The 12,511-nt window shown below is 24.9% G+C and carries 14 protein-coding genes and 1 pseudogene; 12 read left to right on the forward strand and 3 right to left on the reverse strand.

Features of this window, described 5'->3' with window-relative positions:
* Positions 1-5 precede the first annotated feature (5 nt).
* From AACK86_RS02940 to AACK86_RS02955, 5 genes are all read left to right on the forward strand, one after another.
* Positions 6-2,174 carry an ATP-dependent RecD-like DNA helicase gene (locus tag AACK86_RS02940; protein ID WP_338982554.1) on the forward strand — a complete coding sequence of 723 codons (2,169 nt, stop codon included), beginning with the start codon at positions 6-8 and terminating at the stop codon, positions 2,172-2,174.
* 36 nt (positions 2,175-2,210) lie between these two features.
* Positions 2,211-2,354 (forward strand): hypothetical protein, encoded by a 144-nt coding sequence (locus tag AACK86_RS02945; protein ID WP_338982556.1) that lies wholly within the window; start codon positions 2,211-2,213, stop codon positions 2,352-2,354.
* Between the two features lie 65 nt (positions 2,355-2,419).
* Positions 2,420-2,872 carry a transposase family protein gene (locus tag AACK86_RS02950; protein ID WP_338982558.1) on the forward strand — a complete coding sequence of 151 codons (453 nt, stop codon included), beginning with the start codon at positions 2,420-2,422 and terminating at the stop codon, positions 2,870-2,872.
* On the forward strand, positions 2,857-3,048 hold the full coding sequence (locus AACK86_RS07345; RefSeq protein ID WP_422398349.1) for a hypothetical protein: 192 nt from the start codon (positions 2,857-2,859) through the stop codon (positions 3,046-3,048). Before AACK86_RS02950 ends, AACK86_RS07345 begins: the two co-directional genes overlap by 16 nt.
* Complete coding sequence (locus AACK86_RS02955) at positions 2,996-3,853, forward strand: hypothetical protein (RefSeq protein WP_338982560.1); 858 nt, start codon at positions 2,996-2,998, stop codon at positions 3,851-3,853. Before AACK86_RS07345 ends, AACK86_RS02955 begins: the two co-directional genes overlap by 53 nt.
* A gap of 69 nt (positions 3,854-3,922) precedes the next feature.
* Here AACK86_RS02955 and tpx read toward each other — a convergent pair whose 3' ends face one another.
* Positions 3,923-4,399: a thiol peroxidase gene (gene tpx / locus AACK86_RS02960; protein WP_338982562.1), complete on the reverse strand. Its 477-nt coding sequence runs from the start codon at positions 4,397-4,399 to the stop codon at positions 3,923-3,925.
* A 104-nt stretch (positions 4,400-4,503) separates the two neighbouring features.
* Between tpx and metG the strand changes: the two genes are divergently transcribed.
* Both metG and AACK86_RS02970 read left to right on the forward strand, forming a co-directional pair.
* The gene (gene metG, locus AACK86_RS02965) at positions 4,504-6,048 is read left to right on the forward strand and encodes a methionine--tRNA ligase (protein WP_338982564.1); all 1,545 of its coding nucleotides are present in this window, start codon (positions 4,504-4,506) and stop codon (positions 6,046-6,048) included.
* Between the two features lie 28 nt (positions 6,049-6,076).
* On the forward strand, positions 6,077-6,802 hold the full coding sequence (locus AACK86_RS02970; RefSeq protein WP_338982566.1) for a hypothetical protein: 726 nt from the start codon (positions 6,077-6,079) through the stop codon (positions 6,800-6,802).
* Between the two features lie 10 nt (positions 6,803-6,812).
* Here the strand turns inward: AACK86_RS02970 and AACK86_RS02975 are convergent, their stop codons facing one another.
* Complete coding sequence (locus tag AACK86_RS02975) at positions 6,813-7,001, reverse strand: hypothetical protein (protein WP_338982568.1); 189 nt, start codon at positions 6,999-7,001, stop codon at positions 6,813-6,815.
* 313 nt (positions 7,002-7,314) lie between these two features.
* Between AACK86_RS02975 and mnmG the strand changes: the two are divergent.
* The 5 genes and pseudogenes from mnmG (at position 7,315) to AACK86_RS07355 (ending at position 11,889) form a co-directional block, all read left to right on the forward strand.
* Positions 7,315-9,188: pseudogene (mnmG, locus tag AACK86_RS02980) on the forward strand (tRNA uridine-5-carboxymethylaminomethyl(34) synthesis enzyme MnmG).
* Between the two features lie 27 nt (positions 9,189-9,215).
* The gene (locus tag AACK86_RS02990; protein ID WP_338982574.1) at positions 9,216-10,361 is read left to right on the forward strand and encodes a hypothetical protein; all 1,146 of its coding nucleotides are present in this window, start codon (positions 9,216-9,218) and stop codon (positions 10,359-10,361) included.
* Entirely contained in the window at positions 10,361-11,020 is a 660-nt protein-coding gene (locus AACK86_RS02995; protein WP_338982576.1) for an ATP-binding cassette domain-containing protein, read from the forward strand. The genes AACK86_RS02990 and AACK86_RS02995 overlap by 1 nt, the downstream gene beginning before the upstream one ends.
* A gap of 39 nt (positions 11,021-11,059) precedes the next feature.
* Positions 11,060-11,512 (forward strand): transposase family protein, encoded by a 453-nt coding sequence (locus AACK86_RS07350; protein ID WP_422398296.1) that lies wholly within the window; start codon positions 11,060-11,062, stop codon positions 11,510-11,512.
* The gene (locus AACK86_RS07355) at positions 11,497-11,889 is read left to right on the forward strand and encodes a transposase family protein (RefSeq protein ID WP_338982644.1); all 393 of its coding nucleotides are present in this window, start codon (positions 11,497-11,499) and stop codon (positions 11,887-11,889) included. The genes AACK86_RS07350 and AACK86_RS07355 overlap by 16 nt, the downstream gene beginning before the upstream one ends.
* Positions 11,890-12,041: 152 nt before the next feature.
* Here the strand turns inward: AACK86_RS07355 and AACK86_RS03005 are convergent, their stop codons facing one another.
* On the reverse strand, positions 12,042-12,413 hold the full coding sequence (locus tag AACK86_RS03005; RefSeq protein ID WP_338982581.1) for a transposase family protein: 372 nt from the start codon (positions 12,411-12,413) through the stop codon (positions 12,042-12,044).
* Between the last annotated feature and the right edge of the window lie 98 nt (positions 12,414-12,511).

Consider the following 12,511-nt stretch of genomic DNA (forward strand, 5'->3'; position numbering starts at 1 on the left):
ACATAATGGAAAAAATTAAAGGCTATTTAAAAATAATTATTTTTGAAACTAATGGTTTTATAATTTGTAAGTTTTTGTTACATGATAGTATTAATCGTTATATTTTTGTTAAAGGTTATTTATTTAATTTGCAACCCGAACAGTTATATGAACTACAAGGGCAATTTGTTAGTCACCCAAAGTATGGTAAACAATTTCAAGTTAAACAATATGAAACAGTAATTATTGAAGACAATGAATATTTAGTGAAGTATTTGTCGTCACCATTATTTCCGACAATTGGTAAAACTACAGCTCAAAAGATTATTGATTATTTACAAGATGATGTTTTAAATAAGATTTATTGTGATGATAAAATTTTATTTAATATTGGTATTAAAAAAAATCAAGCGCAAATTATTTATGAACAAATTAAAAAGCAAAAAAATGATCATCAATTAACACAATGATTTTCACGAGCTCAGTTATCTTTTGATTTATTGCATAAGTTACAAGCACAATATGGAGAAAAACTTTTAGAATTAATAAAAGTTAATCCTTATGTGTTAAGTGATCAATGTGAATTTTGAACTTTTCATAAAGCTGACCAACTCGCTAGAGTGTTAGAAATTAATCTTGATAATGTTTCGCGTTTAGTATATGCATTAAGATATATTATTCGTCAAGAGTCCTTTAAGACAGGACATAGTTATTTTTCAGTTAATATAATTTTAAAACAACTTATGAAGTATAGTAATTTAGATGAAAAATTAATTAATCAAGTAGTAATGCAAGCTGTTAATAAAAATAAAATTATCGTTGATAATAATAATTTTTATGATATAGAAATTTATTATAGTGAAATTTTTATTGCTAAATATTTAAATCAATTACAAAAATTAGATAACAATATTAATGATGCTGTTATTATTCAAGATATTTATATTATTGAACAAGAAAATAATATTAGTTATAATAAAGAACAACAATTAGCATTATTAAAATTTACTCAAAAAAATTTAACCATTATTAATGGTGGACCAGGGACAGGAAAAACAACTTTAATTAAAGGAATTATTGCTTTATATCAAAAACATTATCCTCATAATACAGTTGCGATTTGTGCACCCACAGGAAGAGCCGCTAAACGATTAAAAGAGCAAACTAATGTTGAAGCAATGACAATTCATAAATTATTAAAATGAGATTTGCATCACAATAAATTTAATCATAATGAAACTGAGCCATTAAATTTTGATTTAATTGTTGTTGATGAGATGAGCATGGTTGATACAATTTTATTTAATAATTTATTAGTTGCTAGTCCTAATTTACATAAATTAGTTTTAGTTGGTGATAACAATCAATTAACTTCTGTTGGTAGTGGCAATGTTTTAGGAGATTTATTACAAGTATCACATTTAAATATTATTAGTTTACAGAAAGTCTATCGTCAACTTGAAAAATCAGAAATTATTAATTTAGCATATCAAATGCAACAAAATAATTTTAGTTATGAATTTACTAATAGTAATGAAGTTCAATTTATTGAATATTATCAAATCCAGCAACTTTTAGAAAATTTGGCAAAGATATTTTTACAATTAGTTAATGAAAGCAATATCTTTGAAGTTCAGGTTCTTGCTTCAATGTATAATGGTCGTTGTGGCATTAATGCAATTAATGAAATATTGCAAGAAGCCTATAACCCTTTTTGTAAAGATAAAATGCAAATTAAAATTGCAACAACTATTTTTCGTGTTGGTGATAAAGTAATGCAAACTAAAAATGATAGTGAAAAAGATATTTATAATGGTGATATTGGGATTATTGATAGCATTATTACTAATGAACAAAATAAACAAGTTATTATTGTTCGTTATGAGCAAAGAATTATTGAATATCATCATCAGGAGTTGAATAATCTTATTTTAGCTTATAGTATTTCTGTTCATAAATCACAAGGTAGTGAATACCCATTTGTAATAATGATTATTGACAGTAGTGCAACATATATGTTAAAAAGAAATCTTATTTATACGGCTATTACTCGCTGTCAAAAGAAATTATATCTTTTAGGTCAAAAAAATATTTTTATTAAAGCTGTTAATTCATTAGAAAAACCACGAATTACAACATTAGTTAAAAGATTAATGGAAAATAAAATAATCCATAGTGGTAAAATATCATCATAAATGACATCATCTAATAAGCGAAAAGTGGGGGATATTATGAAAAAAAATGTATTGCTAATAGTTATCTTTTTTTGATTAATACAAGTTCTTAATATTATTAGTGCTTGTTCTTTAAGTGTTAAAGATTTAAGCACTTTAAATAGTTTACAATCAATTATTTATCAATCAAATAATCAATAGACTTCTTGCGATACCTTTTTTATTAAAATATTCTTATAAAATATAATTTATGAGGATATCAAAATATGAACAATAATAAATTTAATACTCTTAATGATAAAGAATGGTTAAGATTAACAGGAATAAAAAAATCCACTTTTAATAAAATGTTAGATATTTTACAAGTAGCTGAAATAGAAAAATTTAAAAAAGGTGGTAAAACTAATAAATTATCACTAGAAAATAGATTATTGATGACTTTATCATATTGACGAGAATATCAGACTTATTTTCATCTTGGTAAAAATTTCAGAATTAGTGAAGCTAATTGTTATCGGAATATCAAGTGAATTGAAGATATTTTAATTAAAAACTCTGATTTTCAACAACTTGCTGATAAAAAAGCACTAATAAATGATTATTTTAATGATAAAACTATTATTATTGATGCTACCGAAACTCCAATCCAACGCCCAAAAAAAGACAAAAACAATCTTATTCTGGTAAAAAGAAAAAACACACCATTAAAACACAAGTAATTATCGAACAAGAAACCAGAAAAATTATTGCAACAAGTTTTTCACTTGGGAAAAAACATGATTATGCTTTATTTAAAGAATCAAAAATCCCAATTTTAAAAAATACCAAATTAATAGTTGTATATGGTTTCTACAAAAAATATTGATTTAACTATTGCACAACTAGAAAATATTAAGGTCAAATTAGAAATTAAGATTAAAAAATACCAAGATGAATTAGCACTTTTAAATGCTGATTTACAAAAATTGGATGAGTTAGTTAATAGTTTTGGGAAAAATAAATTAAAGGATATTAAATCTTTTATGGGTTCTAAAACTGATTGAAAGGGTAAAATTGCCCATATTAAAGCTGAATTTTTACGAATAATTGGTGAACGAAAAGATTTAATTAACGAAAATCATAGTTTAATAATACAACTTATTAAATTGTATTTTGAAACTGAGTTTGATTTTAATATCCACAAATTAAATATGGGTAATACCAGATTAGATGCGTATAATAAGGCAAAAGAATTAATTAAAACTTTATTAGGTGATGATTATCAACTTTTAAAAATTTCATTTAAAGGTTCAGAAACTGATAATTTAACTGGTAATTCAGAATGATACGATATGGATATTACTATTGGTAAAGAAACGGCAACGATTCGTTTTAAAGTAAAAAATTTTGGTTTTATTAGAAAATCAAATGAAGAAATTTTAACTAAAGTTAAAAATTTTTTAAAAATTCGCTATAACTGAGGTTTGAAGGAACTTACAAACTCAAGGAGCGAAGCTATTGCTCTTTTAAAAGAACAATTACAAAAATATTTGGGAAAAATAAACTATGATCAAGTAATTATTGAGGATGGAACACCAATTTCAAAAAATAATAAATTAACTTCTTTTTTTGGTGAAACAGATCTTGATTTAACTGTTAAAGTTGGTAGTTTAGATGAAGTTTCATTAAGTTTATATTTAAAAGGACTTTCACATATATAAAACTTATATAAGTTAATAATAAAATAAATAAAACACACTTTGTATAAAGTGTGTTTTTAATATATGTGATTATTTGTTTAAAAAGTCTCATAGTTTAGCGTAATTTGGTTCCACTGATGTTTCTTCGTTAATATCAATGTAGATAACTATGTTATTTTCATCTAATACTAACAAGGTTCTTGCTAGAAGTTCTAGTTTTTGGATTACTAAACCAGTTTTAATGCCGAAATCACGGTATTTGTAATCAGATATAAGGATGTGGTTATTGTCTTTAAAACTTTCACAAGCTTTATTTTGGGCGAAGGGTAGGTCTCTTGAAATTGTAATTAGTTGCATATTTTCTAGTTTACTAATATTTTCGTTCATATGTTTAGTTTGGGTTAAACAAGTGCTAGTATCAACACTAGGGACAACTGAGATTACTTTCTTTTTATTGACGATGTCAGTTATTTTAAAGTCTGACATATTAAGATTAGTGGCGATAAAATCAAGAGTTTCACCAATTTTAATTGGTTCTTTAATTAATTGTAAAGGTTTTCCTTTCATTTTTACTTCCATATTAGTCATCCTTAGGGTATTTATAATTTAATTATATAAAGAAATGATGTAATATAATATATAATATAAATAATTTGATAAAGGATGAAGTTATGCAACCAAAATATTTTTATGTTTCGACGCCAATATATTATCCGAATAATGAATTGCACTTAGGACACGCGTATACAACAGTTTTAAGTGATGTTTTAGCGCGTTATAAGAAACAACAAGGTTATGAAGTATTTTTTACTACTGGTAGTGATGAACACGGACAAAAAATTGCTAAAGCGGCACAATTAGCAAATATTACTCCTCAAGAATTTGTTGATGGTATTGTTAATAAGTTTAAAGATTTATGAACAGCCTTACACATTGATTATTCTAAATTTATTAGAACTAGTAGTCAAGAACATACTATTGTTGTTGAAAAAATCTTTAATCAGTTATTAGCCCAAGAAGATATTTACTTAGATCAATATGAAGGCTGATATTGTATTGCTTGTGAAGAATTTGTTACTAAATCACAAATTTCTCGTGATAAGTTGCATTTATTATGTAATCAACAATTAAAGTTTTTACAAGAAGAAAGTTATTTTTTTAAAGTTTCAAAGTATCAAGAACAATTGTTAGCTTATTATCATCAACATCCTGACTTTATTTATCCCGAATCACGAATGAATGAAATGATTAATAATTTTTTAAGTCCGGGACTTCAAGATTTAAGTGTTACAAGAACAAGTTTTAATTGAGGGATTCCGGTTAAAGAAAATTCCAAACATATAATTTATGTTTGAATTGATGCTTTAAGCAATTATTTAAGTTCATTAGGTTATCTTTCATCAGATAATAGTGAATTTAATAAATATTGAGGCGAAAATAGTGAAATTGTGCAATTTTTAGGTAAAGAAATTACTAGATTTCATGCTATTTACTGACCAATCCTATTAATGGCATTAAATATTCGTTTACCTAATAAACTAATTAGTCATTCGTGAATCACAATGAATGATGATAAAATGTCAAAATCAAAAGATAATAGTATTAATCCATTACAATTAATTAATGAGTATGGTAGTGACGCTTTACGATTTTTTCTTGTTAATGATTTACATATTACCAGAGATAGTAATTATAGCTTACAATTATTAATTGATTCTTATAATAGTAATTTAGTTAATAATTTAGGTAATTTATTATCAAGAACAATGACAATGACCGAAAAATATTTTAATAATGTTATTCCGCAGTATGTTCCTAGTACTAATGATTTAGATAAGGCATTAGAACAACACATTCATTTAACAATTGAAAGTTATGAAGCAAAAATGGATCAATATTTAATTAATGATGCTGTTAAAGCAGTAATTGAATTATTACATTATACTAATAAGTATATTGAAGAAAGAACTCCTTGAATATTATTTACTAATCATGATGTTAATTTAAATAAAGTTATTAATAATTTATTACAAGTTTTAAAAGTAAGTGCGTATTTATTACAACCTGTTTTAGTAACGAAAAGCATTGTTATTTTTCAACAATTAAATATTAATTATGAACAGTTAAATTTTACAAATTTAACTAATTTTCAAGACTTAGATAATGTTCAAATTAATTTGAAACAAATATTATTTCCGCGAATAAATAATAGTTAATTATTTTTAATTTAAAGGAGGATATTTTATGAAAATTATTAAAGATTCTAATAAATGAAGCATCATTTATGAAATCGTAATTGCAGTTTTTACATTATCAGTTTTAATTTTTGGTTATATTGAACATTTAATAACTAAAACTTGAATGAGAAGTATTGATGAACCTTTTTCTTATACGGGTTTTCAAGGTCAATATTTTAGTTATTTTACAATTCAAAGTAATATTATTGTTTTTGTGTGATTTTTATTGGCAGCAATTTATCATTTTAAAAGTGATAAACCACTAATTTTAAGACAAGGTGGTTTAATTGTCATCTCATTATATATTTCTATTACTTTTATAACATATATGACAATGATGCTCCCTTTTGCGACAACAACAATGACACCAATTACTTGATTTGAAAATATGAGTCAGCATTTAATTGTTCCATTATTAGTAATTTGCTATATGTGTTTTCATATTGGTGAAAAACCAATTGTTATTAAAGAATATTTAAAGAAAAAATTATGAATTAACTTTCTTTATCCATTATTTTACTTTTTATATATTATTCTTCGCTTGTATATGGGAGTATTAGATGATAAAACAACTTTATTGTATTTCCCTTATTTACCTAAATTAGATGTTGCAAATTGATTGTTAGTTGTCTTAGTTATTATTGCTAGTATCATTATTTTGATTTTATTTGTTGTTGTTAATATCTTTTATTGTTATATAAATAATAAAATATATGAACGAAAAGAAAAGTAATTAAAAACCGCTAGAGTAGGGGAATATTTGACTTTTTAAGATATTTTTTATATAATAGACTTCTTGCGATACCTTTTTTAAATTTTTCTATTTCAGCTACTTGTAAAATATCTAACATTTTATTAAAATTGGATTTTTTTATTCCTGTTAATCTTAACCATTCTTTATCATTAAGAGTATTAAATTTATTATTGTTCATATTTTGATATCCTCATAAATTATATTTTATAAGAATATTTTAATAAAAAAGGTATCGCAAGAAGTCTAATAATTTTTTATTGTGTAAAAATTCAATAATATGATAAAATGGTAATGAATAAAAATGACAATAATAGGGAAAGGCAGGTTAGTTTAGTAATTAAATAATATAATTAGCTGATTGTTTTACTTCTTAAAAGCAATACTTAAGAAAACTAAACGCGACCTATAAAAAAGTCTTGTTTTTATTTGGGAAGTAAATAAGATATAATTTAAGGGAAATAAATTAAAAGGTATTAAAGTAGGTAATTTAAATGGCATATGATGTAATTATTATTGGCGGTGGACACGCTGGGGTGGAAGCAGCTTTAGCTTGTGCACGATTGAAACATAAGACATTGATGGTTACTCTTGATCCGACAAAGATTGGGAGTATGCCTTGTAATCCATCAATTGGTGGTCCTGCTAAGGGAATTGTTGTTAGAGAAATTGATGCTTTGGGTGGTGAGATGGCTAAAGCTGCGGATAAAACAGCATTACAAATGAAACTATTAAATAGTTCACGCGGACCAGCAGTGTGATCATTAAGAACGCAATCGGATAAGATTGCATATAGTAAATATATGTATGATGTTATTAGGCAACAAGATAATTTAACGGTACTATCAGCAATGGTAAATGAGTTTTTAATAGAAAATCATACTGTTAAGGGTATCATTTTAAATGACGGTACAATAATTAAAGCTAAAAAAGTTATTTTAACAACAGGTACTTATATGGAAGCTAAAGTTTTACAAGGGTCTAGTGTTAAACAGGAAGGTCCTGATGGACAAAAAGGTTCTTATGGAATATCAAAACAATTAGCACAATTAGGATTTAAAGTTATTCGCTTAAAAACGGGAACACCACCACGAGTTCATAAAGATAGTATTGATTACAGTAAAATGCAATTAGAATTAGGAACTGATTTACCATTAGCATTTTCTTTTTCTACAAAAGAGTTTGTTCCTTTAAAAAAACAAGTTCCTTGCTGACTTATTTATACTAATGAAAACACTCATAAAATTATTAATGAAAATTTAAAGGCATCAGCAATGTGTCGTGCTATCCCCACTAGTGTTGGACCAAGATATTGTCCAAGTATTGAAGATAAGGTTGTTAGATTTGCTGATAAATTACGACATCAAATTTTTTTAGAACCAGAATCAGTTGCTTTAGAAACAATTTATGTTCAAGGATTTTCTACATCAATGCCGATTGATATTCAAGATCGGATGTTAAGAACTTTGCCGGGATTAGAAAATGTTCAAGTTCTTAAATGAGCTTATGCCATTGAATATGATGCTATTGATCCTTTACAACTAAAAACAACCTTAGAAACCAAAATAATTAAAAATTTATTTAGTGCTGGACAAATTAATGGTACTAGTGGTTATGAAGAAGCTGCTTGTCAAGGATTAATGGCAGCGATTAATGTTCATTGTCAATTAGTGAATAAGGAACCATTTATTTTAAGAAGAGATGAAGCGTATATTGGCGTTTTTTAATTGATGACTTAGTTACTAAAGGAGTATCAGAACCTTATCGGTTATTAACTTCACGAGCTGAACATCGGATTTTTTTAAGAAATGATAATGCTGAAGATCGTTTAAAACAATATGCTTATGATATTGGTTTAGTAAGTAGGGTAGAGTGAGATGAATATCAAAAGCAATGTCAATTACAAAATATTGTTGAAAATGAATTAAGAGTAACACGATTTACACCTAATTCAACAATTCAAAAGGCATTACAAGAAAGTAATTTTTCATTGTTAACTGCTGGTATTAGTGCGTGAGATTTACTAAAACGACCAGAAATATCATTAAATTTTTTATTACCTTATGTTACTAGTATTAGTTTATTAAATCAAAATCAAAAAACTAATTGTGAAATTAAAAATAAATTTAGTGGTTATTTAATTCGTCATCAAAAGCAAATTATGCGAAAAATTAAATTAGAAAAAAAACAAATTCCGCAAGATATTAACTATGATTTTGTTGCTAATATTGCTATTGAAGCCAAAGAAAAATTAAAGTTAGTTCAACCGCTAACAGTCGCTCAAGCTTCACGAATTTCGGGATTTAATCCCGCCGATATTGTATCATTGTTATTTCATTTACGAAAAAAATATCCACAAACTAGTTAATAATTAGTTTGTTAAGGTGGGAATAAAGTGGATAAAATCTTTAAATTAATAAATAGTATTAATATTGCTAGTATCTTTGCTCTTCCCATTTTTGGTTGTAGTCGTTCTGTTACTGATCAAGCAGTTATTTTTGCTAATCATCCATTAAGTATTTATGATAATGCAACAACAAAAAATTTTTATAATTCATCAATTGATATTTTAGATAATTATTGGATTATTGATAATTTTGCTGATAAGACGACGCAATTGTTATTTTGACAAAATATGTTGAATACGCATACTAAAAATAAAACAAAATATTTTATTGCTTTAAATCATAATTTTGCTAATAATATTCCTAGTTTAACAAAAGAGTTAGAAAAGTCGGTTGCTACGGGTAATAAAATTATTACCATAGATTATGATTACGTTCATAATTCTGTTAGTAATAAAATTGTTAATTTATTTGAAATTAAATTTGATGTTTTGACAATGGGTTATAATTTAGGATATCAATCAGGGATTTATATGTTAAAAAATTATCAAGATTTTGTAATTATTGATAATAAAATTCAAGTTAGTGCTGTTGAATATTTAAATGATCAATTAGCACAACGATTAACTTTTGGGTTTCAACAAGGACTATATCAAGCGCAAATTGATAGTAAGCAAGATGGTGGTGGTTATGAGTTTAATTTTGTTGATTGGCAAACATCAATTGATAATCGTGATCCTTTAATTAGCTCTGATTGGAATCGTAATAATATGTATAATACTGCAAAAGCATTATTAGAAAATCATCAAGTTAGTTTAATTTTTGATCCGTTGTTATTATATAGTAATAATTTAGTAAAATCTTTTATTGATAATAATGATAATTTAAAAAAACATTATTTTGTTAGTGTTGATATTATGAATAAAGAAAAATATCATATTAAATCCAAAAATTATTTACTTGCTAGTATTAATCGTAATTTTACAGGTATATTATCTAAAATTTATCATTCTGAGGAAATAAAACCACAGTTATTAACTGATTGAATTTTCGTTAGTGATATTATTGTTGATGTCCAAGATATTAAATTTTCTCATCAACAATTTGATAATAATAAATTTGTGTGAAAGCCTTTGCAATGTAATGTTATTAATGCTCCATTATCACAACATTTTTGTAAAGAAGGAACTAGCTAATGTCATCACCTTTAATTGAATTTAATAATGTTTATAAACAATATCAAGATAATTTAGTTTTAAATAATATTACTTTAAAGGTAAATTCTGGTGAAATTCATGCCTTAGTTGGTGATAATGGGGCTGGTAAAACAACTTGTGTGCGTTTATTAGCTGGTTTGGAAAATCCTACTAATGGTGTGATTAAAGTTGCTAATAAACGCATTGGACAATTTTTTACTCCTAACTATCAAATTAGTTATGCTGGACAAGATACTTACTTTATTCCTGATTTTAGTGTTCGTCAAAATATAGTTTTGGGAAATGAACCACAATTTTTGAAAATATTTATTAATTGAGGAAAAACTGAAGCTAAAATTGAAAAATTAATGCGGAAGTATAAAATTTATGTTGATTTAAATAAACAGTTTGGGATTCTTTCATTATCAGAACAAAGAAAGGTGGCATTACTAAGAGCTTTGTACCAAAAACCACGAATTTTAGTTTTAGATGAGCCAACAGTTGGTTTACCTTTGGAACAAGAAGAGGAGTTTTTACCAATTTTTAAATCTTTTATTAAAGATAAAATTACAGTAATTTTTTCAACACGAAGTAAAGAATTTGCTAAAGCAGTGTCAAATCATTATTCATTAGACTTCTTGCGATACCTTTTTTATTAAAATATTCTTATAAAATATAATTTATGAGGATATCAAAATATGAAAAATAATAAATTTAATACTCTTAATGATAAAGAATGGTTAAGATTAACAGGAATAAAAAAATCCACTTTTAATAAAATGTTAGATATTTTACAAGTAGCTGAAATAGAAAAATTTAAAAAAGGTGGTAAAACTAATAAATTTTCACTAGAAAATAGATTATTGATGACTTTATCATATTGACGAGAATATCAGACTTATTTTCATCTTGGTAAAAATTTCGGAATTAGTGAAGCTAATTGTTATCGCAATATCAAGTGAATTGAAGATATTTTAATTAAAAACTCTGATTTTCAACAACTTGCTGGTAAAAAAGCACTAATAAATGATTATTTTAATGATAAAACTATTATTATTGATGCTACCGAAACTCCAATCCAACGCCCAAAAAAAGACAAAAACAATCTTATTCTGGTAAAAAGAAACAACACACCATTAAAACACAAGTAATTATCGAACAAGAAACCAGAAAAATTATTGCAACAAGTTTTTCACTTGGGAAAAAACATGATTATGCTTTATTTAAAGAATCAAAAATCTCAATTTTAAAAAATACCAAATTAATAGTTGATAGTGGTTATCAAGGAATACAAAAAATTCACAATAATGTTCTAATACCTACAAAGAAAACAAAGAAAAACCATTTAAATAAAGCACAAAAACAACATAATAGACTAGTTTCAAAAATGAGAATTATTATTGAAAATATTTTTGCTATTCTTAAAAAATTTAAAATTATGACAGAAAAATATCGTAATCGTAGAAAAAGATTTGGTTTAAGATTTAATTTAATTGCCTCAATTTATAATTTGCAATTATTAATTTAACATAAAAGATTTATTTAAAATTAAAGAATTTAAATAATAAATTCATTTTTTGTTGTGGCAAAATATTAATTTTTTAGATAAAAGACATAATTAATTAAAATTATATTTTTCTATTACTGTCTTTTTACAAATATTTGTAATTTTTTAATAGGTTATGCAAGAAGTATAATAATAGTTTTATCATTAAAATAATCATTTATTAGTGCTTTTTTACCAGCAAGTTGTTGAAAATCAGAGTTTTTAATTAAAATATCTTCAATTCACTTGATATTGCGATAACAATTAGCTTCACTAATTCCGAAATTTTTACCAAGATGAAAATAAGTCTGATATTCTCGTCAATATGATAAAGTCATCAATAATCTATTTTCTAGTGATAATTTATTAGTTTTACCAACTTTTTTAAATTTTTCTATTTCAGCTACTTGTAAAATATCTAACATTTTATTAAAAGTGGATTTTTTTATTCCTGTTAATCTTAACCATTCTTTATCATTAAGAGTATTAAATTTATTATTTTTCATATTTTGATATCCTCATAAATTATATTTTATAAGAATATTTTAATAAAAAAGGTATCGCAAGAAGTCTAATATTTAAAGATAAAATTGTGCAAGTAATA

The organism is Spiroplasma endosymbiont of Eupeodes luniger, from assembly GCF_964019525.1.
Classification (GTDB): Bacteria; Bacillota_I; Bacilli_A; order Mycoplasmatales; family Nriv7; genus Nriv7.